The following is a 25267-nucleotide window of genomic DNA, read 5'->3' as shown; positions in this document are numbered from 1 at the left end:
ACGTCTGGCGCTCAGCCCGCGTCCATCTGCAGGCCTTCGCGCTTGATGATCTCGCCGAACTTCGCGGTCTCGGCCTGCACGAAATCGGAAAACTGTTGTGGCGTTCCCCAGTCGGCGGTCGCGCCCATCTTCCCGATCGTCTTCTTGACGTCATCCCGCGCCAGCATCGCCTTGATCTCCTTGTTGAGCGCTTCAACGGCGGGAGCGGGCGTGGCCTTCGGCAGGAAGATGCCGAACCAGGAGGAGACGTCGAACTTCGAAAGCTCCGGCGCGCTTTCGCGCATGGTCGGAACGTTCGGGGCGAGTGCGCTGCGCTCGGGCGTGGTGACGGCGAGCGCGGTGAGCTTGCCTTCCTCGGTCTGCGGCAGCGTCGGGTAGAGATTGTCGAACAGGATCTGGATATCGCCGGCCAGCGCCGCCTGCAGCGCGGGGCCTGCGCCGCGGAACGGCACGTGCACCATCTTCAATCCGGTGAGCTGCAGGAACCAGGCGCCGGTGAGGTGAGGGCTCTGGCCTACGCCTGAGGAGGCATAGGTGAGCTTGTCCGGGTTGGCCTTGATGTAGGCGATCAATTCTCCGATCGACTTGATGCCGGTCGACGGATGCGCCGACACGATGTTCGGAATCCGGATCATGTTGCTGACCGGCTGCAACTGGTCGGCCTTGTAGGTCATGTTGCGGAAGATGCTGTAGGCAATCGCATTCGGACCGGGATTACCGACCAGGATCACATGGCCGTCCGCCTTGCCCCGCACGACTTCGGCGGTGCCGATGGTGCCGCCGCCGCCGGAGCGGTTTTCCACGACCGCGGACTGGCCCCAGGCGGTCTGCAGATGTGCGGCCAACAGCCGTCCCATCACGTCGGTGCTGCCGCCGGCCGCCGCTGGCACGATGAGACGCACGGTCTCGGTGGGGCGCCAGTCGGAGCCGTAACTCGCGCGCGGCAAGATCGCCGCAGCGGAAATACCCGCGGCTCCGGTCAACACACGGCGGCGAGAAAAAGTTCTAATCGTCACAAGTTAACTCCCTGCTGAATCATTATTGATTGGCTGCGAGCCTAGGCAACGCGCGCATGCAGGGCAAGCGGGCGACTTGGCACAGGTTTTCCGCCTCGCGGAACAGGCGAAGTCGCCATGACGTTTTCGAGCGAAGTGGATGCGGTTTGCCTAACGACAACGCAAAAACAAAAGTGCGGAGCTTGGTTCTGATTCAAGCAGAACAGATTGAGCGCTAGTTAAAGCTGAGTAGCTTGAACAGCGGAGTCAGATAGCTGAGTTCCTGGCCGGACGTCGGCGTGGTGCGGCTGATAAAGTCGAAGATCTTGCCGTCCTGCAATCCGTAGTTGGCAAGCCGCGTCACCTGGCGGTTCTTGTCGAAATAGATCGCGATCACGCGCTGGTCCACGACCTGCTGGTTCATGAAAGCGACTTTGCGCTCGGAGCGCTGCGAGATGTAATAAAACACCTCGCCGTTCAAGGTCGCGACCGTCGATGGCGTTCCCATCACGATCAGCACCTGGTCCTGGCTGGCGCCGATCGGGATCTGCTCCAGCGCGTTGGGTGGCAGGATGTAGCCCTTCTGGAACTGCTCGCCGGTGCATCCGGCGAGCGCGGCACAGACCAGTGCAACGGCTGCGGCGGCGCGAAAACCGCGCCGGCGCGCGGTCAGGCGGCGCGGCGAGGACACGCGGGCGCTCAGGTGGCTCATTTCAGTCATCTCAGGAATTCGCCCGTCCTCTTGCATCGCGCGGTGCGTTGACGTACCGGGCAGCACGCTGGATTGCAACACACGCGGCCCGGGAGGGCTCGCTTGCGGAACCCACAATGCTTTGGCCGTTCAATCACTTCAGGAAACCCCGGACGCCGCTGCGCGGCACCATCGAGGCCATCTATGGCATGATCGTGACGCAGGCGCGAGAACCGTTGTTTTATCGGGACTTTGGGGTTCCGGACACGGTTAACGGCCGTTTTGACCTGCTTCTCCTGCACTTGTGGCTGGTCCTGCGGCGACTGAAGTCGGTGGCGGGCGGCGCGACGCTATCGCAGGGGCTATTCGACCATTTTTGCAACGATATGGACGATAATCTGCGCGAGATGGGGGTCGGAGACCTCACGGTGCCGAAGCGCATGCAGGCCTTCGGCGAAGCCTTCTATGGCCGGACTGCGGCCTATGACCTTGCGCTGACCGAGGGCCGCGAGGCACTGGCGCAGGCGATGTGCAAGAATATCCTGAACGGCGAGAACATCGAAAAGGCCCGACTGCTGGCCGCCTACGCCGAGGCGGCAATGGCGGGCCTCGACAGCCTCGACGAGGCGACGCTGGCGAGCGGCCGGGGCAGGTTTCCTCGCCGGAGAAAGCAGGCGCGCAGCAATGAGCAAGACTGGCACAGAGAAGCCCGATCCGTGGCGTGTTCCCGTTGCGGTGGCGCAGATCCCCGAGACGGGCCTGCATCGCGACATCGAGGCTGATCAGGCCATCCGCAAAGCCATGGCCGATACGGGCGGCTTGCGCGAGGTGCTATCGGCGCAGGCTTCCTTCGACGTGACGCCGAAGAGCGGCGGCCGCTTCCATGTGGCCGGCCATGTGCGGGCGCGGATCGGGCAGACCTGCGTGGTGACGCTGGAAGAGATCGAGAACGAGATCGACGAGCCGATCGACCTGATATTCGCTCCGCCGGAGCAGATCCCGCAGATGGCCGCGCTGGTCGATGACGCTGAAGAAACCGACGAGGAAACGCCCGATCCGCCCGAGCCGATCGAGAACGGCATAATCGATTTCGGCAGGGTCGCCACCGATGCATTGTATCTCGCGGTCGATCCATATCCGCGCAAACCCGGCGCCGTATTTGAGCCGATGGTTGAAGCCGCCGATCCCGAGGATCACCCATTCGCGGCGCTCAAGGCGTTGAAGGCAGCGCCGAAAAAGCCGCGGGCCAGGAAGCCCAAGGGCAAGTAGGCGGGAGTTAAAATGGCCGGCGAAGCTGCCGTAGGGTAAGGTAATTCTGAAATCACGCCAAAAATACCCCGTAAGATATTGAATTGTATAGAAATATCTGCCATCCGTGATTTCGGGCCACACAGCTTCCCTTTCGCCAAAAGAGCGTGGTCAAGAGGTTGTGTCGGGGCGGGGACACGCTATTGTCGCGGCCCGGCGGGGGGCGCGGGTTGCGTTTCGCCAGGCGCCGCGTAGCGGTGCCATTCCAGTGCGCGGCCGGGCTCTACGAGGGCCGCAAGAGATCAGGTTTCCGGGACGTTCATGCCGCAAAAGGTTCGCATCGCGCTTGACGCCATGGGTGGCGATGTCGGCGCATCGGTCGTCATTCCCGGCGCCGCAATTTCTTTGAAGCGGCATCCCGACAGCGAATTCCTGCTCTACGGCGACAGCAAGCAGATCGACGAACAACTCGCCAAGTACCCGGCGCTGCAAAAGGCGTCGCGCGTGATCCACACCGACGTCACCGTGAGCATGCACGACAAGCCGAGCCAGGCGCTGCGTCGCGGCCGCAAGACGTCGTCGATGTGGCTTGCGATCGATGCGGTGAAGAGAAAGGAGGCCGACGTCGCGGTCTCCGCGGGCAATACCGGCGCGCTGATGGCGATGGCGCGTTTCCATCTGCACACCATGCAAGGGATCGATCGTCCGGCCATTGCCGGCGTGTGGCCGACGGCGCGCGGCGATTCCGTCGTGCTCGATCTTGGCGCCACGATCGGCGGCGACGCGCACCATCTCGTGGCACTGGCGGTGATGGGCAGTGCAATGGCGAGCGTGCTGTTGAACCGGGAACGGCCGACTGTCGGCCTCCTCAACATCGGGGTCGAGGAGATCAAGGGCCATGAGGAGATCCGCGAGGCCGCCGAGCTGCTGCGCGCGTCGCAGCTCAATTATATCGGCTTCGTCGAAGGCGACGGGATCGGCGCGGGCGCGGCTGACGTGATCGTGTCGGAAGGTTTTAGCGGCAACATCGCGTTGAAGGCCGCGGAGGGAACCGCGCGCCAAATGGCAGATTTTCTGCGCAATGCCATGGCTTCAAGCTGGTTTTCTCGGATCGGTTACCTGTTCGCCCGCAGCGCGTTCAAGGCGCTGCGGGACAAGCTCGACCCGAATAAATCCAATGGCGGCGTTTTGCTCGGCTTGAAGGGCGTGGTCGTCAAAAGCCATGGCGGAATCAGCGCCGAAGGCTTTGCCTACGCAGTCGATGTTGGCTATGAGATGGTCCGCTGCGATCTCCTCACCAAGATCAATCAGATGATAAATAGCGACGGCAGTGCGCTGGCACCGACCGCGCAGGAGGCTGTCTCGTGACTGCGAAACGTTCGGTGGTGCTGGGCTGCGGCTCTTACCTGCCGCAGAAGGTGCTGACCAATGCCGAACTGGCGGCCCAGATCGATACTTCGGACGAGTGGATCGTGCAGCGTACCGGCATTCGGGAACGCCACATCGCGGCCGAAGGCGAGTTCACCTCGCACCTGGCGATCAACGCCGCGCGCGCGGCGCTGGAACATGCCGGTCTCGACGCGCAGGCGATCGATCTGATCGTGCTCGCGACCTCGACGCCGGACAACACCTTTCCGGCCACCGCGGTTGCAGTCCAGAACGGGCTCGGCATCCATCATGGCGCCGCCTTCGATCTGCAGGCGGTGTGCTCCGGCTTCGTCTTCGCGCTCGCCACCGCCGACAATTTCCTGCGCTCCGGCGCCTACAAGCGCGCGCTGGTGATCGGTGCGGAGACGTTTTCGCGCATTCTCGATTGGAACGACCGCGGGACCTGCGTGCTGTTCGGCGACGGCGCCGGTGCGGTCGTGCTGGAGGCGCAGGACCAGCCGGGTTTGCCGTCCGATCGCGGCGTGCTCACGACCCATCTGCGCTCGGACGGCCGGCACCAGTCGAAGCTCTTCGTGGACGGCGGCCCGTCCACGACGCAGACCGTCGGCCATCTCCGGATGGAGGGCCGCGAAGTGTTCAAGCACGCGGTCGGCATGATCACGGACGTCATCGTGGACGCCTTCAATGCGACCGGGAAGACGGCCGAGGACATCGACTGGTTCATCCCGCATCAGGCCAACAAGCAGATCATCGATGCTTCGGCGCATAAGCTTCATATTGCGCCGCAGAAGGTGGTGCTGACCGTCGATTTGCACGGCAATACGTCGGCTGCGTCGATCCCGCTGGCGCTCGGCGTCGCCGTCAAGGACGGGCGGGTGAAGAAAGGCGATCTCGTGCTGTTCGAAGCCATGGGCGGCGGCTTCACCTGGGGTTCCGCGCTGGTGCGCTGGTAGACGCACCACAAAAGTACTGTCTAAAATTGTAGTGCGGTTCCATGCTTCTGCATGATGGTCGCTGTTGACCATTGCGTGCTAACCTCATAATTTCAGGGAATAAATTGTTCGCCGAGAGTGCGGGGCAGGCGATGACCGGGACCGGAAAAACAGTCACACGTGTCGATTTGTGCGAGGCGGTCTACCAGAAGGTGGGCCTGTCGCGGACGGAATCTTCAGCATTTGTTGAGCTCGTTCTGAAAGAAATTACCGATTGCCTGGAGAAGGGCGAGACAGTGAAGCTGTCGTCGTTCGGCTCCTTCATGGTGCGCAAGAAGGGTCAGCGTATCGGACGTAATCCGAAGACCGGTACTGAAGTGCCGATCTCGCCGCGTCGCGTGATGGTGTTCAAGCCATCGGCGATCCTTAAGCAGCGGATCAACGGTCACGCGCCCGGCAACGGCGAAAGCAAGACTGACTAAAAAGCAAGACCGACTAGCGAGATCGAGTAGCACGGCTGCGTAGCAAGGCGAGTACCGCGTCTTCACCAACGAGATAAGTTGAGAGGAGCTGGCACTTGGACAAGGCGCCGGATGCGTTCCGCACCATCAGCGAAGTCGCTGAAGAGCTCGACATTCCCCAGCATGTGCTGCGGTTCTGGGAGACGCGGTTCGCCCAGATCAAGCCGATGAAGCGAAGCGGCGGGCGGCGGTACTACCGCCCCGACGATGTTGATCTGCTGAAGGGCATCCGCCGTCTGCTGTACGGCGAGGGCTATACGATCCGCGGCGTGCAGCGGATCCTCAAAGAGCACGGCATCAAATCGGTGCAGGGCCTCGCCGACCAGACCTCGGCGGTCACCTTCGGCGCCGTCGAGGAAGCGATCGGCCTCAGCCTGCAAGAGCCCGATGAGGGCGAGATTCCGACCGTCGCAGCCGACGACGAGGACTTCGAGACCGAAGAGAAGGAAATCGACTACCGCTTTGTCGACACCGACGACGACGGCATTTTGCTGCCGTTTGCGAGGGCCAAGCCGGGCCCGTCGGACGCGGACCGCGAGCGCCTGGAGCGGGTGCTGCAGGACCTGATCGCCTGCAAGCAATTGCTGGACAACGCGCTGAAGGACGGCTGAGCTGCCTGGCGGAACTGGCGGTCTACCGGCCGCAATGAGGCCGCTCTCCTGCCTTGCGCCGGGCCCTGATCAAAGCTAATGGAACGGCATCGGAGCGTGGCGCAGCCCGGTTAGCGCACTAGTCTGGGAGACTAGGGGTCGAAGGTTCAAATCCTTTCGCTCCGACCATTTTCTTTCACGGGTGGCGATTTTGATCGCTGCTAGATGCCGAGAACCCAGACGGCAACAATAGTTCCTAACACGGCTATTCCGCTGACTGTCCAGCCGGTCAAATAGGCCGCACCATCGGTTTCCGGTCGATCGACCATAGTATCGCGCCACTGGGTCATGGCGGCCTCCTGTTCATTTTTATTGATACTGCCTCCCGTATGTAAGTCGCTGCCGCGGGCTCAAGGTTCAAGCTACGCGGGCCGCGAAATATCTGTAGCTTTCATGACCAAGCTCGATACCTGCATTCCCAACAGGCCGGAGACGCCCGGCGTCCTGGGCATGCCGGCAACTTCGCGGAAAGTAAGTCCGGCTTAACCCAACCGGCAGATCTAACCGGCACCAACCTTCTCGGCACATCCGGACGCCGCTATATAGAGCCGATTGCAACCTCTGCAGGTGCGTGAGGTCATGAATTTCTTGACGCGTGCAGCCGTTGCTCTAGGCGGCATATTTCTGGGTGTGAACCTGATCAACTATTTTGTCCTGGGCCATTCCGGGGATTACCTGCCGGGCGGCGAACGCATGGGCGAGTGGAAAGCGGCCAAGATACGCGAGGCGTGTTACCCCGCGCTTGAACATCTCGAAGGGGACGGGCAGCTCCCGAAGCTTTCGACCAAGGATCATCGCGTCGACTGGCGCGACCTAAACCGGGCGAAAGAGATGACGGCGGCGCTGAACTGCTATCTCGTCACGCACCCGAACGCGATCTGCGAGCGGGACAATCGCGCCTACATCGTCGATTACATCGGTCGCTATTTTGCGAAATTCGATGAGATGATGAATACCGCCAAGCGATATGGCAGATCCGAAATGTCGACGGTCAGAGACCTCTGGGACAGTCCACGCAATCGCGCGATCAACGCGGCCTTGATGCAGGACACCAGCAATGGCCGCCTGATCACCGCTGATTTCGGCTGGACCGTCCCGGCGCCAATAAAGCCGATGCTCGATCGCTACAAGGGCGCGACCGACAACTGCCCCAGGGCTTAGCAGCGGGAGCTTGAAAATTGATCCGTCAGGTTCTCACCCTCATGCTGGCCTTCGTCGGAGGCTTCCTCGTGGTCGGCGGGTGGATCTGGGCTCCGAAAGTAACGAGTGCGATGTCAAGTTTCGTCTCGGTCGGGCCCAGTGTTTCGTTGTTCGCCGACACCAGTTGTATCGGCCGGCCGGAAACCGCGCCGGTGGTGCGAAGCTGTATCTTCAAAGTGATGGACCTCGGCCCGGACGCCAACAAGATGGAGCCGAGCGCGGCGTACTTCGTCCTGAAGGCCGGCAGTATGCAGGCAAACGTTTCCTCTATGCTTGGCAAGTCAGACCGCTGGTCCGAAAACCGGACGCTTAATCTGGCCAACACATGGGGACAATTGGCGAGCTGCATTTACGCGCTGGATGATCGCGAACTCTGCGATCCTGATAACCGCGCAGCGGCAGTAGAGGCCACCACAAAGTTCTTTGCCTACGCGAAGCAGACCAGCGCTTCCGCGGGCAAGCCGGCGATATCAGCCAGCGACGCACGGGACATCGAAAATGTCAGCGATCGCTTATTGCTCATGCTCAAGAACCACCGTCGCTACGGTACGCTTGTGGGCGGCGATTTCGGCAGTTTTGCCTCGGCCGAAATAATGCAGGTCATGCGCGGCGAGCAAGCAACCCGCGACATCTGCAAGCGCTGACCCGAGACGACCAGCTCGAAATGCGTGAAGTGCGCCCTGCATCGGCTCGCAATGCGTTATCGCCGATCTGACCGTCAGCGCTGACGTTGGAAGCCCCGCTTCGACATTCGATAGGCTTGCCTCAGCCGGCCGACCGCCGGGAACGCGGCATGTGGTGCCCGCGGGTCGAGACCACGCGCAAGTGCGGACGCGGCGTTTCCGCTACTCTGCCGTGTCGATTCCGCAACTGGATCGCCGCTCCGACCTTCGGTAGGCTTGGTTTGCGAAAGCGGGGGATACGCCCGCACGTACCGGATGGAAACAGCGAGGGCAGGCCATGAAAACACGCCCCACCGGCGTGATACCGCCGATGACGACGCCGTTCCGAAAGGACGGCGAGATCGATTTCAAACTCGTTGCTCCCCAGGTCGACTGGCTGATCGCGGCCGGCAGCCATGGCATGGCGGCCGGCGGTTCGACCGGGGAGGGGCATACGCTCGATCACGAGGAATATCGTGATCTGGTGGCAGCGACGGTGGAGGCCGCGAAAGGGCGCGCGCCGGTGATCGCCGGCATCATCGTCGATTCCACCCGCGATGCGATCCGGCGCGGCAGACTGGTGTGCGACATGGATGTCGCAGCGCTTCAAGTGACGCCGGTGCATTATTTGTTCAAGCCGGACGAGCAGGCGATGGTCGACCATTTCCGCCGCATGGCCGACGAAACCGGTATGCCGATCATCATCTACAACGTCGTGCCCTGGTCCTATCTGTCGCCAGCGCTGCTGACGCGGATCATGAACGAGGTGCCGCTCGTCGTCGGCGTCAAGCAGAGCGCGGGTGATCTGAAACTGTTTGCCGACCTCATGATGATGGCGCCGGACAAATTGATCTACAGCGCGGTCGATGCGCTGATGTATCCGTCCTATACGCTCGGCGCGCATGGTTCGATCGCGGCGATCCTGAGCGCCGCGCCGCATGCTTCCGTTGAACTCTGGAATGTGGTCAAGGCAGGCAACCACACTCGCGCGCTCGAGCTGCACAAGAAACTGCTGACGCTGTGGAACGCGATCGTCTCGGACAATCTGCCGGCATGCACGCGCTATGCGCAGTCGGTGCAGGGGCTACCGACGACATTCTCTCGCGCGCCGATGCCGGAAGCATCGCCCGCGCAGCAGGTCGCGATCCGGAAGGCGCTGAAGGGATTGGGCGCGCTCGGCGGCTCGCGCGAGGCGGCAGAGTAAATTCCGCTGCGCGAAAACGCCCTGTAAGACAATCGAGCCGCCCGTCTCGCGGACCGCTTTACCGGCAGCTCCCACCTGTTACTGTCGTTCCGCACGGGCTCCATGTCATGAGGGCCCCAACTCAAAAATTGAAAACCGAGGTAAGCGTCTCAATGAAGGATTTTGCCGGAAAGTTTGCCGTCATCACCGGGGGCGGCACGGGCATGGGCCGCGAGCTCGCACGTCAGCTCGTGGCCGAAGGCTGCAATGTCGCGATGTGCGACGTCTCGCCGGAAGCGATGGCCGAGACCAAGCGGCTGTGCGAGGAGGAAAGGCTGCCGCAGGGCCTGCGCGTCACCACCCACGTCGCCGACGTTTCGATCGAGGCGCATCTGCAGCGCTTCCGTGACGAGCTGATCGAACAGCAGGCAACCGACAAGATCCATCTGTTGTTCAACAATGCCGGCATCGGCGGTGGTGGCAGCCTGTTCACCAACACGCGCGAGCAATGGGAGCGCACCTTCAACATCTGCTGGGGCGGTGTCTATCTCGGTGTCCGTACCTTTCTGCCGCTTATGATGAAGGCCGACGAGGCCCACATTATCAACACATCGAGTGTCAACGGCTTCTGGGCGTCGGTCGGCCCGGGCGTGCCGCATACCGCCTACAGCGCCGCCAAATTCGCGGTGAAAGGCTTTACCGAAGCCTTGATGACGGACCTGCGGCTCAATGCCCCGCACATCAAATGCTCTGTCGTGATGCCCGGGCATATCGGCACCTCGATCGTTGCCAATTCGCGCAAGATCCAGAGCGGATCGGAATCCGATGAACTCAGCCCGAACGAAATTTTGGCGACACGGCAGCGCCTGAAGGGCATGGGCATCGACACCGAGCCGATGTCGGATGACGACATCCAGAAGATTGCACTCGACCGCGCCCGCACCTTCCGTGAGGAGGCGCCGACCACGGCGGCGGCTGCGGCAAAAATCATCCTCGACGGCGTCAAGGCCGAGCGCTGGCGGATTCTCGTCGGCGACGATGCGCACAAGCTCGACGAGCGGGTGCGGCAGGCCCCGGAGAAGGCCTACACGCCGGAGTTCTACAAGAGCTTTACGGAAGAGGTCGGCTGGCGGCTCGGGTAGCGGACGATCGGTTCTGATGGAATCAGAACCGAAGCTCTGCATTCTGGGCGCGTCGTCACGGCAACTGACGCCGCTCACGCGCGCGAGACGCGCTGACGCGAACCCGGGCGGTAGGCGAGGCGGGTGTGGCCCGAGCAATAGGGCATGCCCTCCACCGGCGTATTGCCGCAAAAGCAGAAGTCCTCTGCGCCTGGCGTGCTGATCGGCCAGCGGCACCGCTCGTTGCTGAGTTCGAGCAGCGAGCAGCGCTGGTTGCTGGCGATTGGCTCTTCTTGCAGCGGCTGCGTGTTTTCGTAAACGGCCTGCAGTATTTGATATTGCAATCGGGGAATGGATTTCCGCGAACGCTCCCTGGCAACTTTGGTCGGACGAGGTTCGGCGGGGGCGGGGCCGCGCGTCAATTGCAGGCGCGAGAGTTTGCCGATCACGGCGTTACGGCTGACGCCGATGCTGGCCGCGATCTCGCGGCAGGTGAGGCCGGCTTCAAAATGGCTTTTCAGGAGTTCGACGCGATCGGTGGTCCAGGTCGGTACATTCGTAAGCATTTTCTCGGTTCCACATTCTGTGAAAACCGCCGCGTTGCTCCCGTCAGGACGTCTTGCCATTGTCGCGGATTGCAAGCAGCCCATCCTTGATGGCGAGCCGAATGCCTTCCTCGATCAGGGTCCTCGCAACGCCGGGAACACTTGTGCCGTGGGTGCCCTGTCTCACCAATCTTTCCATATAAGCGATGGTCGAGAGCGCCAAGGTCACGGGAACGCGGTCGGTTTCGGCTTTTTCTGTAGCCATGGGGAACGCTAACTTTTAAATGCTGTACTGAAAAGTTACTATTTCGACTCTATTTAGTTTTACACACATGAGTCAAACGCCTTGTGGATAGCTCTCTATCCATTTGAAAAAACATATTAAAAGCCGAAGTCGGGTTTGTGGATTAACCAAAACGCTCGTGACTTGCGGCGCGCGGCAGTCTTAACGGCGGTTACAGGCGCGGCGAAACGATCCAGCCGTGTGGGCCATTTCCCCATTGCTTCGCGCTGCAGGGAATGCCGATGATGCCCTGGGACGGCGGCAAGGGCGCAATGACGGTAACGAACGGTCTCTACACCATTCATATCGAGATGACGGACGGCGGCCATGGCCGCGCGCACGGCGTGATTGTGCTGCGCGACGGCAAGATCGCCGGCGGTGACTCGTATTTCTATTACACGGGCTCTTACACCGCAGATCGCGGCAAGTGGCGCGGTGAACTGATCACCAACGAGCACACGAAATCGGTTGGCGCGCTGCCACTGTTCGGCGGGCGAGAAGTCACTTGCGGCTTCAGCGGGTCGTACGCCGCCGATGGCGCGCAAGTGCAGGGGACCGCGTTGGTCGGAAAGACCAGCGTATTGTTCTACGCGCGGCTGAAGCTGCGCTCTCCTTTGAAGAGGCGCAGGTCGTCCGATCAGCCGTGCACGACCGCCTTCGCGATCATGCAGTGAATGCCCTTGGAGCCGTTCACCGTTTGCGTCACGCGCAAATCGGCGGCGAGGCTGCAGAGCGTGTAGGCATCCTCGCGCGACAGATTGCGCTTCTCGCCTAGTAGCACGATCATGTCGCGCAGCGCCCGTACTACGCATTGATCGAGATCGGGGTCCATCGCCATTGTCATGTAATGGTCAGGCGTTTCCGCGCGGGGATAGGCGAGCTGCAGGTCCTTGCGCAGCGTCAGACGGAAGCGGCCCTGTAGCGCGGTCTCGATCGCGGTGACGCAGACTTCACCATCGCCCTGCACGCCGTGGCCGTCGCCGCAGGAGAACAGCGCGCCCGGCACGAACACCGGCAGATACAGCTTGGCGCCGGCGCCCAACTCCTTGTTGTCGAGATTGCCGCCCATCGCGCGCGGGATCAGCGAGGTGATGCGGCCCCAGGCGGGCGGCGGCGCCACGCCCATCACGCCGAAAAATGGCTTAAGCGGCAGATCGAGCCCCCACGGCATCCGTCCCACCATCCGCTCGCGGTCGAGCGGAATGTTCAGGATCCGCGCTTCGTGAAAATCGTCGGGCAGCGTCCCCGCCAGCGGACGGATCAGATTGTAGCCCCAATCCTGCCGGAGCTGGACGTCGAGAATATCGACCTCCAGCACGTCGCCTGGCTCGGCCCCTCCCACGGCGACCGGGCCGGTGAGAATATGGCCCGGCAGCATCCGCTCGCTTCGCGCGTGTATCTCGGCAAGCTCGGGAGGTATGTGAAACTTGCTGCGATCAGGCACCACGTCCGGGCCGCCGGTCACGGTATCGATGGTGACTTCGTCGCCGCTGGCGATGGTCAGGACGGGCTTCAATTTGGCTTCGAAGAAGCCCCAGTGGCAGGTTTCGGGGCTGGAATGCAGGTGATGATGGGGCATGCGGAGGCTTTTGGTTGCTGCAATGGCGTCGTATGACGCTGTACCAGACATTATCAGAGGCTTCCCTTGTTTTTTGTCCTCTCCAAGACGCTCGGCTTTCTACTGTTGCCGACGGATCTGCTGATCGGCGTAGGCTTCGTCGGCGCCGTCCTGATGTTCACCCGCTTTGCATCGCTCGGCCGCAAGTTGGTGATCGCGGCCGTGTTGCTGCTCGTCATTTGCGGACTGTCGCCGCTCGGGAACCTGCTGCTCTATCCGCTGGAGCAGCGCTTTCCGCCATGGGACGGGACGCGCGGCACACCTGATGGCATCATCGTGCTCGGCGCATCGATCGAAGCCGATCTTTCCGTCGCGCACGGCACGCCGGTGGTGCGCAGCTCGCCCGACCGCCTGATCGCGGCTGCCGCGCTGGCGCACCGTTACCCGAAGGCTCGCATTGTTTTCTCGGGCGGCAGCGCGAGATTGATTTCGAACGACGCCAGGGAAGCCGATTTCGCTGGCGCCATCTTCGAAAGCCTTGGCATCGACAAGTCGCGGCTGATCATGGAACGGGGTTCCCGCAACACGCAGGAGAACGCCGAGTTCTCCAAAACCTTGCTTGCGCCCAAGGAAGGCGAGCGTTGGCTGTTGGTAACCTCGGCCTTTCATATGCCGCGATCGATCGGCCTGTTCCGGAAGGCGGGATTTGCAGTCGAACCTTATCCCGTCGACTGGCGGGTCGGCGGACGTGACGATGTATTTGACTTCACCAATGTCGCGATCGATGGGCTGGGACGGACCGACGTGGCAGTGCGCGAATGGGTGGGCCTGATCGCTTACCGCGCCACCGGCAAGATCGACGAGTTGTTGCCGGGTCCGGCAAAGTAGCAGCGGGCAGCAAGCCGGGCTACAATCGAAGGACAGGCGCCGGCTAAGCGCGCCGATTTGGGAGTTGACGCCATGCAACAGCAGACGCCGCCGGAAGCGTTCGATTTGGCCGGCATGGTGGCCGACCTGAACAGCCTGCTACGGCTGAAGACGACCGTGATCGGTATCAAGATGTTTGCCAGCGTCGAGGAGATGACGGCAATTCCAAAAATCCGGCGTCCCTCGGCGGTGCATACCACCGATCAGATCGTCAGCATGGCTTCGCGGCTCGGCTGGACCGTCGGCATCACCGGCGACGATCTGGTCGGCGCGCAATGCCGTGCGGTGATCGGGCTTGCGCCGCAGGACGAGAAGTGGCTCGCGGGGGAAAACTACGTCGGCGTCTGGCATGGCACCGCCGAAGATGCACGCAAGCGTCAGGAAGCGCTCGACGTTGTGCCTTTCGGCCGGTACCAGGCGATGGCGGTGAGCCCGCTCACCAGCGGGCGGCTCAATCCGCCGGATATTTGTCTGGTCTACGCCACGCCCGGTCAGATGATCATTCTGATCAACGGCCTGCAATATACTGGCTACAGGAAATTCGAATGGGGCGTGGTCGGCGAGACCGCCTGCGCCGATTCCTGGGGCAGGGCGCTGAAGACCGGCGAGCCGAGCCTGTCGCTACCGTGCTTTGCGGAACGGCGTTACGGCGGCGTGCCTGATGAGGAGATGCTGATCGCGCTCAGGCCGGAGCATCTTGCCAAGGCCATCGTTGGCATGAAGCAGCTCGCCAAGAACGGCCTGCGCTATCCGATCGCGCCTTATGGGATCCAAGCTGATGTCCGCGCCGCGATGGGCGTGTCCTATCCGAAGAAATAGCCCAGCCGTCATTGCGAGGAGCGAGGCGACGACTTGTCCGCCGTAGCTCGAAGAGCGAAGGCGGAAGCAATCCAGCCTTCCGCTATGGCCCGATTTCTGGATTGCTTCGCTTCGCTCGCAATGACAAAAGGGGCCAAATTCGTTTCTGTAGGAAATCCCAGCTATGCCTTCGAAATTCGACATCGTCGTCTATGGCGCCACCGGCTTCACCGGCCAGCTCGTCGCCGAATATCTCGCGGCGCATTACAAGGGCGACGCCAATCTGAAATGGGCGATGGCGGGCCGCAGCAAAGACAAGCTTGCTTCGGTCCGCGACGCGATCGGCGCGCCGGCCGATACGCCGCTGATCGTGGCCGATGCCAGCGATCCCGCGTCGTTGAAAGACATGGTCGGGCAGACAAAGTCGGTGATTTCGACCGTCGGACCTTATTTGCTTTACGGATCCGAACTGCTTGCCGCCTGCGTCTCATCGGGCACGGACTATTTCGATCTCTGTGGCGAGCCGATCTGGATGCGCAGGATGATTGACGCGCACGAAGCAGCCGCCAAATCGACCGGCGCAAGAATCGTGTTCTCTTGCGGATATGACTCACTGCCGTTCGAACTCGGCGTGTTCTGTGCGCAGGAGGAAGCCAAAAAGCTGTTCGGCGCGCCGGCCAATCGCGTCAAAGGCCGGGTCCGCGAGATGCGCGGCACGTTTTCCGGCGGTACCGCCGCAAGCATGCGGGCGCTGTTCTCGGCGGCTGCGAATGATCCCAGCCTCGTGGCGCTGTTGAGGAATCCATTCGCGCTGACGCCCAGCTTCGAGGGACCGAAGCAGCCACCCGGAAATCGGCCGGTGTTCGATCAGGAACTCGATTCCTGGACCGCACCGTTCGTGATGGCAAACATCAACACCCGCAACGTTCACCGCTCCAATTTTCTCCTCGGCTTTCCCTACGGCAAGGATTTCGTTTACGACGAGATGATGCTGACAGGCTCGGGCGAGCAGGGTGAAGCTCTCGCCAAGCGCATCGCTACCGCCAACACGGCGGAGAAAATGAACTCCGGTGGACCGAAGCCCGGCGAGGGGCCGTCGAAGGAAGAACGCGAGAACGGTCTTTACGATCTGCTGTTCGTTGCAATTGCACCTGATGGCCGTCAGGCCCGTGCGGTCGTGAAAGGCGATCGCGATCCCGGCTACGGTTCGACCTCGAAGATGATCTCCGAATGCGCGATCTGCCTGCTGCGCGATACGCCCGATGTGCCGGCCGGCATCTGGACGCCGGGCGCAGCGATGCAGCACAAGCTGATCAAGCGATTGGTTGATCACGCTGGGTTGACGTTCACGGTGGAGCAATAGCCTCGGATTGTAGTCGCATGGGTCGTCGGCACGATGAGCGCGGATCGCTGCCCGCCTTCCAGCGTTCGGCGGCGACGAACATGCCCCACATCGTTCCCAGCATCATCCAGAAGTGCCGCCAGTGGTCGGTATCGATGATGAAGCTCTCGCCGACCGTGCCGAGGAAGGCTGCGAAGATTGCCAGATAGGCCGGCTGCCAGGGCGCGCGCACGAAGACATAGCGGAAGCCCGTCAGAACCGTGACGAAGACCAGTGCCGGATAGCAGACGCCGGAGAGCCAACCGCCCGACATGAACGCGTTCAGGTACGAATTGTGGGTGTCTTCCGGGAAGTAGCGGGTGAACTGTAGCGGACCGATGCCGAATGGCAGGCCCAACGCCATTTCTGCGCCGAGGATGTGCCGGCCGAACCGGCCGAAGCGGCCTTCGTCGTAGCTCTGGTCCAGGCTGGCGCGCTCCTTGAACAGCTGCGCAATCGAATCGAAGGACAGCAGCACCGCGACCAGGGCGGCGGCCAGCACTACGGTAACGAGCGCCATCACGATGATGCGCGAGCGCTGCGACTGCGAGCGGCTGGTCAGCACCATCAATGCCAGGACGAAGCCCGAGGTGATGATAAGCATGCCCCACGCAGCGCGTGAGAACGCCAGGAGAATCCCCAACGATATGATGCCAAACACGATCGCGCTGCGGAACGCCTTGCCGAATTTGTCCGTGACCACGCTTTGCAGCACGAGCAGCGCCGGCAGGACCAGGAACGCGCCAAACACGTTCGGGTCCTTGAAGGTGCCGCGGGCGCGGTCATACAGCGTCAGCAGGTCGCGCCCGCCGGGGACGAGATTGAAGTAACCCGCGATGCCGGCGAGCGCCGCAATCATCGCGCCGACGATGAGGCCGCGCCGGAGCATGTCGAGCCGCGCCGCGGTATCCTCGGAAATCACCATCGCGAAGAAGATGACCGTGATCGCCATATACCAGGAAGTCGCAATCCAGCTCGGCACATTGGGCCGATCCATTACGGCGACCGCACTGATGCTGTAGCCGAGGTTGAGCAGGAACAAGAGCAACAGTAGCGGCATGAACACCAGCCGCATCCGCGCGCCCGTTGCGAAGAAGATCACCGAGGCCGCAAGCGTCGCCAGCTCATAGGGGCTCGGCTCGATGAAGACGATGGCGATGGATGCACCCACCAGCCAAACCAGCGCTCGCTGCAGCGCGAGCACGCCGGGCGCGGCCGTTATCGATGGGAGCGATTCCCCGGCTGTCGCCGCATACGCCATTACATACTCACGCAACTCAACAGAACAATCGAACCGCTGCTTCCGGCTGGCGATCCTTCAATACGCGTTCTCGCTCTTGGTCATCAGCGCGATCGGCGTCTTGAGCAGGATGTAGAGATCGAACAGCACCGACCAGTTCTCGATGTAGTACAGATCGAACTCGACGCGCTTCTGGATCTTCTCGTCGGTATCGACTTCGCCGCGCCAGCCGTTGATTTGCGCCCAGCCGGTAATCCCTGGCTTGACGCGGTGGCGCGCGAAATAGCCGTCGACGGCTTCGTCGAACAGGCGGCTTTGCAACTTGCCCTGCACGGCGTGCGGGCGCGGCCCGACCAGCGACAAATTGCTCTTGAACACGACATTAAAGAGCTGCGGCAGTTCGTCGAGGCTGGTCTTGCGGATGAAGCGCCCGACGCGGGTGACGCGCGGGTCATTCCTGGTCACGACCTTGGAGGCGGTCGGATCGGCCTGATGGTGGTACATCGAGCGAAACTTGAAGACGTCGACGCGCTCATTGTTGAAGCCGAAACGCTTCTGGCGGAACAGTATCGGCCCCGGGCTGTCGAGCTTCACCGCGAGCGCGACCAGCCCCATCACCGGTAGCGCCAGCAGCAGGATCACGAAGCCGACGACGTGGTCGAACAGCCACTTCATCACGAGATCCCAGTCGGTGATCGGCGCCTCGAACACGTCGAGGGTAGGCACCTCGCCCAGATAGGAATAGGAGCGGGGACGGAAGCGCAGCTTGTTGGTATGGGCCGAAAGGCGGATATCGACCGGAAGCACCCACAGCTTCTTCAACATATCGAGAATGCGCGTCTCGGCCGAAATCGGCAGTGCGAACAGCACGAGGTCGATACGGGTGCGGCGCGCAAACTCGACGATGTCGTCGACCTTGCCGAGCTTGGGACTGCCGGCGCAGGTGTCCATCGCGCGGTCGTCGTTGCGGTCGTCGAACACGCCGAGCACATGGATGTCGGAATCATCCTGCGTCTTGAGCGCTTGGACGAGTTCCTCGCCGTTCTGGTCGGCGCCCACGATGATGGTGCGGCGATCGAGCCGGCCCTGGCGGGCCCAGCGGCGCACCAGCGAGCGTAGGAACACGCGCTCCGTGACCAGCGCCGCGAGGCCGCTCACGAAAAACGCCGCAAGCCACAGCCGCGAAATCTCGCTGCCGAGCTTCACGATGAAGGATGCGCCGATGAACAGCAGGAACACGAATGCCCAGGACGAAATCATCCGCGTCATCTGGCGAAGCAGGCCACGGAATAACTGCACCTGGTAGATATCGGCGGCCTGGAAGCAGATCACGGCCGTTGCCGCCACGCCGAAAATCGCCGCGAGAAATTCCCAGGAAAAGCCGCTTAGAGGCACGACGTAACCAAAATAGAGCGCAGTGCCGATCGCGCTCAACATCGCGAAATCGATCACGCGAACCACGCCTGCGATCACGATCGGCGAATAGGCGCGACCAACTTTCTGATGGGTGACGGCGAGCGCTGCCGGAGACAGCCGGCGGCGCCGTTCGATCGGCGGACGATCGGCGCTGGCCGTCGCCGCGGCATCGAGCATCGAGCGTGCGTTAATCGATTCCACTGGTCCACGTCCGTTCTTGAGCGGGCACACAGCAACGTGCCCACCGGTGCGGAATTCCCCACACCCACGGGCTTACGGGACAAATCGGAAGAAACAGTTACGCTGGTAATTTTCGGTTAACGATTGGCAAACGCCTCGCGGTAGCCGGCAACAACGCCCTCGACCATCGCCTTCTGCGAAAAATGCTGGGAGATTCTGTTCGCGCAGCGATCCGGCTCGCTCCTTCGTCGCGGCCGGATCCTTCAGCGCGGCTTCGATAGCACCGGCCATGGCGGCTGCGTTGCTCGGCGCGAACAAGGCATCGCCATGCGGGCCGAAAATTTCGGGGATGCCGCCGACATTGGCGGCGACCATCGGAATGCCGGCAGCAGCCGCCTCGATCACGACGTAGGGCATTGAGTCTCCGCGGGAGGGAACCAGCAGCAGCGAGCCCTTGGAGAAGCCGTAACGCGCCTTGACGTGACCGATGAAGCGCACGGCCTCACCGAGGCCGAGCCGCGCGACCTGGGCTTTGAGGCCTTCGCTTTCCTCGCCGTCGCCTGCGAGCGTGAGCGTCACCGGACGGCCGTCGACCCGCAGCCGCGCTACCGCATCGATCAGAAGGTCGGCGCCCTTGATGTGTCGGAACTCGCCGACATAGATCAGGTCGGTGGCGTCCTCCGCCTTGACGACGGGGTCGAATTCACCGGCGGTGACACCGTTGAACACGCATCGCACCAGTCCCTTCGGCGTGCCGATGGTGCGCTGGTAGGTGTCGCGAGCAAACGCGCTTTCGAACAGGAACAGGTCGGTATCGTTCATCAGCGCGCGTTCGACACGGGCATAGATGTTGCCCTTCAGCGTCGACAGCGGATAGTGCAGCGAGCCGCCGTGTGGGGTGTAGACCCTGATCCTGTCGCGAGAAGCGGTCCTTAGGCGCATGAAGGCGCCGGCCTTGGCGCCGTGACCGTGCAGCACGTCCGGCTTCAATTGGCGGATCATACGCTGGAACCGGGCCCACACCAGAAGATCGGACGGCAGCGGCTCGCGGCGAATGGCGGTGCGGTGAACGCCGAGCTTGAGGCGCGGGGCGATTTCCGCCAGCGCCTGCTCGGCGCGTTCGCCGCCGGTGAGGCTATCGGCGATGATGCCGACGTGATGGCCGAGATCGACCTGGCCGTTGGCGAGATCGAGGATGTGGCGGAAGATGCCGCCGACCGGCGCGCGCGTTGCGTGCAGAATCCGAAGCGACTGACCGTCAACGACAGGCATCGAGACCGCCTTCAGATGCGACCGGAACCTGCGCGGTCCGGGCCAGGCAGCCCGCAAGCGTCAGCGCAGCAATCAGATATGGAATAGGGGCGAGCACGCCGCGCATTACAGGTATCCTGGAAAGTATTCCGCGATTAAGGGGGGTGATGGTTAACAAAAAATGACCACGCGCGCGAGGTGCTGCTCGGGCCCGCAGACGAGGCAAATTAACCCAGCAGCAACCATAATGAAGTGTAATCGCCCCGATCGAGTGGACCGGTAGTTGCGTCCGCGGGAGTGTGCGATGCGTTTGGCGTTCTGGCGTGCAGGCAGGGACAAGCCGGTGGTGCAGCGGGCGATGGCACGGCCGGTGGCTTCGGCGCCGAAGCCCGTCGCCGCATCCGATTCCGGCGATCTCGATCTGCGTGCGCTTGGTCAGGCGTTGATGCGCAGGCGGAGTTGGATCATCGTTCCGACAGTGCTGGCGCTGGTGCTGTCGCTGGCCGCGGTCAACATGATCACGCCGCGCTACAAGTCGGAAGCGCGCATCCTGGTCGACGGGCGCGAGAACGTTTTCCTGCGGCCGAACGGCGAGCGCAACGAGGAGCGCAGTGCGCTCGACGCCGAGGCCGTCACTAGCCAGGTGCAGTTGGTGCAATCGCGCGATCTGGCCCGCGAGATCATCAAAAAGAACAAGCTTGCCGAGCGTCCCGAATTCGATCCGGTGCTGCAGGGGTTGTCGCCGCTGAAGTCGCTGCTGGCGCTGGTCGGCATCGGGCGCGATCCGTTTTCGTTGACGCCGGAAGAGCGCGTGCTGGAAGCCTATTATGAGCGCTTCACGGCCTATGCGGTCGACAAGTCGCGGGTCATTGTCATTGAATTCCAGTCGCGCGATCCCGAGCTGGCCGCGCGCGTCGCCAACTCGATCGCGGAAGGCTATCTGGTGCTGCAGCAGGACGCGCGGCAACAGCAAGCGAAGTCTGCCAGCCAGTGGCTCTCGGGTGAGATAGACCACTTGCGCAAGCGCGTGGCCGAGGCCGAATCGCGGGTCGAGGATTTCCGCTCCAAGTCGAGCCTGTTCGTGGGCACCAACAACACCACGCTGTCCAACCAGCAGATGGGCGAGATCAACACGCAGTTGAACAACGCCCGCGCGCTGAAGTCGGACGCCGAATCCAAGGCGCGGCTGATCAAGGAGATGCTTCAGAGCGGCAAGCCGATCGAGGCTTCCGAGGTGCTCAACTCCGAACTGGTACGCCGGCTTTCCGAGCAGCGTGTGACGCTGCGCGCGCAGCTCGCCGAGCAATCCTCGACGCTGCTCGGTGGTCATCCCCGCATCAAGGAATTGAAGGCCCAGCTTGCCGATCTCGATCGGCAGTTGCGTGAGGAGGCGGGCAAGGTGTCCCGCTCGCTGGAGAACGATGCCCGCATCGCCGGCGGCCGGGTCGAAGGCCTGACGGCGAGCCTCGATCAGTTGAAAAAGCAGGCTTCTTCGACCAACGGCCAGGATGTGCAGCTCCGCGCGCTCGAGCGCGAGGCCAAGGCGCAGCGGGACCTCTTGGAATCCTATCTCGCCAAGTATCGCGAGGCGAACACCCGCGAGAATATCGAGGCAGCGCCGGCCGATGGTCGCATCATCTCCCGCGCTACTGTCTCCAACACCCCGGCCTATCCGAAGAAGCTGCCGATCGTCTTGATCGCGACGCTGGCGACCCTGCTGCTCACTTCCGGCGCGATCGCGACCGGCGAATTGCTACGCATGACCGCGCCTCGGGCACTCGGTGCGGCTTCGCCGGAAGTTATGCGTGAAATCGCACCCGAAATCGTCCTGGGTTCTGCACTGGAACCGGTGCGTGCGCCGGCGATCGCGCCCGAGCTTCCTGTGGTAAACCTCGCTGACGGGGATCACGTTTCAGAGCCAACCTTTACTGAGCCGCAGGCCGACGCCCCTCACATGGATACTGTTGCAGGGGACAGCGAGATCGAGCAACTGGCTGATGAGCTGGTTAGCGTAGCCGCTGCGGCGCGCAAGGTGGCCGTGCTCGGCACCGCATCGAGCGAGAGCATCACGCTGACCGCACTCACGCTGGCGCGGCTGATGGCGCAGCAGGCAAAGGTCGTGGTGGTCGATCTCGTGGCGTCCTCGCCGACGATGACGGCGGCGTCGGTCGACCCGGTAGCACCGGGGCTTGCCGAACTGATGCAGGGCGAAGCCTCGTTTGCGCAGATCATCACCAAGGATCGGCTATCGCGCGTTCATCTCGTCAGCGCCGGACGCCCCGGCTTCGACCGTGCGCAGCTTCAATCACCGCGCCTGACGCTTGCAATCGACGCGTTGCTGCGGGTCTACGATCATGTGCTGCTGGATGCCGGCACCGCCTCGGATCTGCCGGCCGAATTGCTGACGTCGCAGGCGCGTGCGGTCGTGGTGCCCGAAGCGTCGATGGCGCAGGATGCGCGCGCGCTGATGTGCGATCAGCTCAAGGCGGTCGGCTTCCTTGAGGTGACGATGCTGAGCAAATCGTGTGAGTCGTCGGACGCCGTCGAAGCCGCTCCGCGCGTGGTGGCGGCTTGAACGAATTCGTAGGGTAGGCAAAGCGAAGCGTGCCCACCATTCAAGAGGACGCCGTGAAATGGTGGGCACGGCGCAAATGCGCCTTGGCCCACCCTACGCCGATAATCTAGCCAAACGCGCTGCGCAGTTTTTGCGCCATCTCCAGCAGCGCCGGATTGTGCTTCACCAGCCGCTTGGTGCGGTTGAGGCCCGACATGACGCTGGCGGCAAGCTTGCCGCGCTGGCTGAGCGGGATGAAGCTATCGAAGATCAGCTCGTCACTCTTGCAGAACAGCCGCTTGTAGTCGTCCGATCCGATTCCGAGGTCGAGCGCGCGGTAACCCTGTGCGGCATAGTGGTCGATGATGTCGCGCATCAGGATCAGGCCCGGGCTGTACTTTGAATTCGCCGACATCGTGTAGGTGTTGAACATCATCGAGAACCGATGCCCGTCGGCGACGCCGGCAAAAATCGCGATCACTTCCTCGTCGCATTCCAGCGTGTGGATATCGATGGCATGCCTGCCGCCGGCGAGCGGCGCGGTGCAGGCGCTGCGGACGAATTCCTCGATGCCGGGATCGGCGAACACATTCGGCAGCTTCTGCTCGGCCATCCGCAGCGGCTTGACGCGGAAGAACCAGTCGAGCAGCCGGGTGATCTCGGCCGCTGATGACGCAATATGACTACGATAACCGGGCAGGGACTGCAGCTTGCGTTCCTTGCCCTTGAGGCGGCGCCGGAACGAGTTGCTGATCAGCGCGGCGGGCGCAGCGCCCGGCTCGATCGCCAATAGCGGGCAATCATTGGCCGACGGTTGATGCGGCAGCAAGGCGAACGGGTTGGGTAGATCGCGCCAGCGAACCGGTTGCTGGTGCAGCGCGAGGACGTCGGCTTCGGACCGCTGCGATATCGCCGATATCAGGCCGTCGAGATCGGCTTGCGTTGCGCTTGCGGCGAAATCGCGATCGAACAGCGCCATGTTGAAGGTGGAATGCTTGCCGCCCATGAAACTGGCGCAGCGCGCGCCATAAGCGTGCCTGAGCGCGAGCGGAAGCAGCGCCAGCGGACGGCGTTCCGCGTCGTAGGCAATCACGATGAAGGGAACGAGGCCTTCGCGCGCGCCGACCTGCCGCTGCCAGGAACTGAGGAAGTCGAACCGCTGATACGGCGTGAAGAAGGTCTGCGCACCTTCCATGTTGCGCCAGACGCCTTCGGCCGCGGCGAGGTCGTGAACGATGTCGATGCCGGCGATGCGGCTCGCCTTCGACCACCCATCTGCATCCGCCGTCCGGTCTTCGATCGCGGCAGCCATGGTCATCGCAGAGCCCGTGTTATATGAATTTGTTTACAATTTCGGCTTTGGCCGACCTTCGCAGGGAAATGTCAACAAAGGGTAATACGATGCGGGCGCGGCGGGGGCAGCGCGACCGCATGCTGAGGGCGGTACGTTGGCGTCGGATTTCGGAATTTTGCGGCGGGCCTGGATGGAGCTCGCCTATTTCAGCGGCTACTTCAGGCTGAAGCAGCGGCAGAGTGGTGGCGCCGGCGTCATTTTGCGGTTCGAGCGCGTGCGTCCGCGCGATCCCCGGCCGTTTCAGCCCAACCGGTGGCGTGAAATCACGCCGGAATTTCTCGACCGGACGATCCGTGCGCTGAAGCGCTGGAACTTCGACCTGATCACGATGGATGAGGTGTGCCGGCGGGCGGTCACGCTGCCAAGGGCCAACCGGTTTGCCTGCCTGACGTTCGACGGCGGCTGTAAGGATGTCATCACGCAGGCCTATCCGGTGTTATCGAAGCACGGCGTGCCCTTCACCGTCTACCTGCCCACCGCGTTTCCGGATGGGCTCGGCGAGGCCTGGTGGCTCGCGCTGGAAGAGATGATCGCGCGCGAGGATCGCATCAGCCTGGTGATCGACCGCAAGGAGCGGCATTTCGCAACGGGCAGCACGTCCGAGAAGCATGACACGTTCGAATTTCTGGCGAACTGGATGCGGACGCAGCCGCCGCCGGATCTTTCGTTCGCGATCCACGACCTCTGCACGCGCTACTCCGTCGATCTCGCGGCGCTGTCGCGCGCTGCCTCGATGGATTGGGACGATCTGGCCAAGCTCGCCGCCGATCCGCTGGTGACGATCGGCAGCGCAACGGTGAACTATTCCGCACTGTCCAACCTGAAAGGGACGGACGCGCAGCGCGAAATGACGATGGGGAAGGCGGTTGCGGAGACCGCCTTGCGCCAGCCCGTCAGCCATTTCGCCTATCCGTACGGCGACCGGCAATCCTGGCGCAGGGAGCATGTCGTGATGGCGCAGGAGGCAGGTTTCGCCAGCGCGGTATCGACGATTCCAGGCGTCGTCGAGGCCAAAGGATACACGAATCTGCATGAATTGCCGCGGATCGCCTGGGACGGACGGCAGGGTTCGCTGCGCACGATGCGGGTGTTGCTGTCAGGGATGATGTTTCCCGCGATCAGGCCGACCCGGGACAATTGGGTTTAGAGCGCTTTCAAGCGAAAGCCTGCCCCGGACTTGATCCGGGG

24 protein-coding genes, 1 tRNA gene and 2 pseudogenes are annotated in these 25267 nt (G+C 62.5%); 17 read left to right on the top strand and 10 right to left on the bottom strand.

Annotated features, from left to right (window positions below; all coding sequences use genetic code 11):
• Positions 1-11 precede the first annotated feature (11 nt).
• Both ACFXS9_RS15370 and ACFXS9_RS15365 read right to left on the bottom strand, forming a co-directional pair.
• Complete coding sequence (locus ACFXS9_RS15370) at positions 12-986, bottom strand: Bug family tripartite tricarboxylate transporter substrate binding protein (RefSeq protein WP_392699800.1); 975 nt, start codon at positions 984-986, stop codon at positions 12-14.
• Positions 987-1230: 244 nt separating this feature from the next.
• Positions 1231-1707 (bottom strand): outer membrane protein assembly factor BamE, encoded by a 477-nt coding sequence (locus ACFXS9_RS15365; protein WP_392690052.1) that lies wholly within the window; start codon positions 1705-1707, stop codon positions 1231-1233.
• A gap of 116 nt (positions 1708-1823) precedes the next feature.
• Here ACFXS9_RS15365 and ACFXS9_RS15360 point away from each other — a divergent pair.
• The 7 genes and pseudogenes from ACFXS9_RS15360 to ACFXS9_RS15330 all read left to right on the top strand — a co-directional run.
• Positions 1824-2345 (top strand): annotated as a pseudogene (locus ACFXS9_RS15360) (ubiquinol-cytochrome C chaperone family protein); the annotation flags it as partial.
• Between the two features lie 25 nt (positions 2346-2370).
• Positions 2371-2955: a YceD family protein gene (locus ACFXS9_RS15355; protein ID WP_392690050.1), complete on the top strand. Its 585-nt coding sequence runs from the start codon at positions 2371-2373 to the stop codon at positions 2953-2955.
• 300 nt (positions 2956-3255) lie between these two features.
• Positions 3256-4302 (top strand): phosphate acyltransferase PlsX, encoded by a 1047-nt coding sequence (gene plsX, locus ACFXS9_RS15350; protein WP_213286519.1) that lies wholly within the window; start codon positions 3256-3258, stop codon positions 4300-4302.
• Positions 4299-5276: a beta-ketoacyl-ACP synthase III gene (locus ACFXS9_RS15345; protein ID WP_392690048.1), complete on the top strand. Its 978-nt coding sequence runs from the start codon at positions 4299-4301 to the stop codon at positions 5274-5276. The genes plsX and ACFXS9_RS15345 overlap by 4 nt, the downstream gene beginning before the upstream one ends.
• A gap of 131 nt (positions 5277-5407) precedes the next feature.
• Positions 5408-5737, top strand: coding sequence for an integration host factor subunit alpha (locus tag ACFXS9_RS15340; protein WP_057845762.1), 330 nt, complete (start codon positions 5408-5410; stop codon positions 5735-5737).
• Positions 5738-5832: 95 nt separating this feature from the next.
• On the top strand, positions 5833-6387 hold the full coding sequence (locus tag ACFXS9_RS15335; protein ID WP_392690046.1) for a MerR family transcriptional regulator: 555 nt from the start codon (positions 5833-5835) through the stop codon (positions 6385-6387).
• A 90-nt stretch (positions 6388-6477) separates the two neighbouring features.
• A tRNA-Pro gene (locus ACFXS9_RS15330) sits at positions 6478-6555 on the top strand.
• 32 nt (positions 6556-6587) lie between these two features.
• Here the strand turns inward: ACFXS9_RS15330 and ACFXS9_RS15325 are convergent.
• On the bottom strand, positions 6588-6716 hold the full coding sequence (locus tag ACFXS9_RS15325) for a hypothetical protein (protein WP_256441605.1): 129 nt from the start codon (positions 6714-6716) through the stop codon (positions 6588-6590).
• Positions 6717-7005: 289 nt separating this feature from the next.
• Here ACFXS9_RS15325 and ACFXS9_RS15320 point away from each other — a divergent pair, with 289 nt between their 5' ends.
• The 4 genes from ACFXS9_RS15320 to ACFXS9_RS15305 all read left to right on the top strand — a co-directional run bounded on the left by ACFXS9_RS15320 (position 7006) and on the right by ACFXS9_RS15305 (position 10613).
• A complete protein-coding gene (locus ACFXS9_RS15320) occupies positions 7006-7587 on the top strand; it encodes a hypothetical protein (RefSeq protein ID WP_392690044.1) in 582 nt (193 codons plus the stop codon).
• Positions 7588-7628: 41 nt separating this feature from the next.
• Positions 7629-8270, top strand: coding sequence for a hypothetical protein (locus ACFXS9_RS15315; RefSeq protein WP_392690042.1), 642 nt, complete (start codon positions 7629-7631; stop codon positions 8268-8270).
• Between the two features lie 316 nt (positions 8271-8586).
• The gene (locus ACFXS9_RS15310; RefSeq protein WP_392690040.1) at positions 8587-9492 is read left to right on the top strand and encodes a dihydrodipicolinate synthase family protein; all 906 of its coding nucleotides are present in this window, start codon (positions 8587-8589) and stop codon (positions 9490-9492) included.
• A gap of 152 nt (positions 9493-9644) precedes the next feature.
• On the top strand, positions 9645-10613 hold the full coding sequence (locus ACFXS9_RS15305) for an SDR family NAD(P)-dependent oxidoreductase (protein WP_392690038.1): 969 nt from the start codon (positions 9645-9647) through the stop codon (positions 10611-10613).
• A 74-nt stretch (positions 10614-10687) separates the two neighbouring features.
• Here ACFXS9_RS15305 and ACFXS9_RS15300 read toward each other — a convergent pair whose 3' ends face one another.
• Both ACFXS9_RS15300 and ACFXS9_RS15295 read right to left on the bottom strand, forming a co-directional pair.
• A complete protein-coding gene (locus tag ACFXS9_RS15300; protein ID WP_392690036.1) occupies positions 10688-11158 on the bottom strand; it encodes a GcrA family cell cycle regulator in 471 nt (156 codons plus the stop codon).
• 43 nt (positions 11159-11201) lie between these two features.
• The gene (locus ACFXS9_RS15295; protein WP_057845825.1) at positions 11202-11402 is read right to left on the bottom strand and encodes a hypothetical protein; all 201 of its coding nucleotides are present in this window, start codon (positions 11400-11402) and stop codon (positions 11202-11204) included.
• 260 nt (positions 11403-11662) lie between these two features.
• Here ACFXS9_RS15295 and ACFXS9_RS15290 point away from each other — a divergent pair, with 260 nt between their 5' ends.
• The gene (locus ACFXS9_RS15290; RefSeq protein WP_392690033.1) at positions 11663-12094 is read left to right on the top strand and encodes a GrlR family regulatory protein; all 432 of its coding nucleotides are present in this window, start codon (positions 11663-11665) and stop codon (positions 12092-12094) included.
• On the opposite strand, the gene ACFXS9_RS15285 is transcribed toward ACFXS9_RS15290, so the two are convergent.
• On the bottom strand, positions 12058-12999 hold the full coding sequence (locus ACFXS9_RS15285; protein WP_392690031.1) for an acetamidase/formamidase family protein: 942 nt from the start codon (positions 12997-12999) through the stop codon (positions 12058-12060). The genes ACFXS9_RS15290 and ACFXS9_RS15285 overlap by 37 nt on opposite strands.
• A gap of 66 nt (positions 13000-13065) precedes the next feature.
• On the opposite strand from ACFXS9_RS15285, the gene ACFXS9_RS15280 reads away from it, so the two are divergent.
• The 3 genes from ACFXS9_RS15280 (at position 13066) to ACFXS9_RS15270 (ending at position 16066) form a co-directional block, all read left to right on the top strand.
• On the top strand, positions 13066-13866 hold the full coding sequence (locus ACFXS9_RS15280; RefSeq protein ID WP_392690030.1) for a YdcF family protein: 801 nt from the start codon (positions 13066-13068) through the stop codon (positions 13864-13866).
• A gap of 72 nt (positions 13867-13938) precedes the next feature.
• The gene (locus tag ACFXS9_RS15275) at positions 13939-14724 is read left to right on the top strand and encodes a DUF169 domain-containing protein (protein ID WP_392690029.1); all 786 of its coding nucleotides are present in this window, start codon (positions 13939-13941) and stop codon (positions 14722-14724) included.
• 163 nt (positions 14725-14887) lie between these two features.
• A complete protein-coding gene (locus tag ACFXS9_RS15270; RefSeq protein WP_392690028.1) occupies positions 14888-16066 on the top strand; it encodes a saccharopine dehydrogenase family protein in 1179 nt (392 codons plus the stop codon).
• Here ACFXS9_RS15270 and ACFXS9_RS15265 read toward each other — a convergent pair.
• The 3 genes and pseudogenes from ACFXS9_RS15265 to ACFXS9_RS15255 form a co-directional block, all read right to left on the bottom strand.
• Entirely contained in the window at positions 16050-17345 is a 1296-nt protein-coding gene (locus tag ACFXS9_RS15265) for an O-antigen ligase family protein (protein WP_392690027.1), read from the bottom strand. The two genes, ACFXS9_RS15270 and ACFXS9_RS15265, sit on opposite strands and share 17 nt — an antisense overlap.
• Before the next feature lie 57 nt (positions 17346-17402).
• The gene (locus tag ACFXS9_RS15260; protein WP_392690025.1) at positions 17403-18941 is read right to left on the bottom strand and encodes an undecaprenyl-phosphate glucose phosphotransferase; all 1539 of its coding nucleotides are present in this window, start codon (positions 18939-18941) and stop codon (positions 17403-17405) included.
• Between the two features lie 116 nt (positions 18942-19057).
• Positions 19058-20192 (bottom strand): annotated as a pseudogene (locus tag ACFXS9_RS15255) (glycosyltransferase family 4 protein).
• A 283-nt stretch (positions 20193-20475) separates the two neighbouring features.
• On the opposite strand from ACFXS9_RS15255, the gene ACFXS9_RS15250 reads away from it, so the two are divergent.
• Positions 20476-22746, top strand: coding sequence for a GumC family protein (locus tag ACFXS9_RS15250; protein ID WP_392690023.1), 2271 nt, complete (start codon positions 20476-20478; stop codon positions 22744-22746).
• 106 nt (positions 22747-22852) lie between these two features.
• On the opposite strand, the gene ACFXS9_RS15245 is transcribed toward ACFXS9_RS15250, so the two are convergent.
• Entirely contained in the window at positions 22853-24043 is a 1191-nt protein-coding gene (locus tag ACFXS9_RS15245; RefSeq protein WP_392690021.1) for a GNAT family N-acetyltransferase, read from the bottom strand.
• Positions 24044-24173: 130 nt separating this feature from the next.
• Here ACFXS9_RS15245 and ACFXS9_RS15240 point away from each other — a divergent pair, with 130 nt between their 5' ends.
• Positions 24174-25226, top strand: coding sequence for a polysaccharide deacetylase family protein (locus tag ACFXS9_RS15240; protein ID WP_392690019.1), 1053 nt, complete (start codon positions 24174-24176; stop codon positions 25224-25226).
• Positions 25227-25267: the final 41 nt, after the last annotated feature.

The organism is Bradyrhizobium sp. RDI18 (assembly GCF_043203335.1).
GTDB classification, from domain to species: domain Bacteria; phylum Pseudomonadota; class Alphaproteobacteria; order Rhizobiales; family Xanthobacteraceae; genus Bradyrhizobium; species Bradyrhizobium retamae.
Note: the sequence above shows the minus strand (reverse complement) of the source record. Positions and strands in the feature narration are given on the sequence as shown.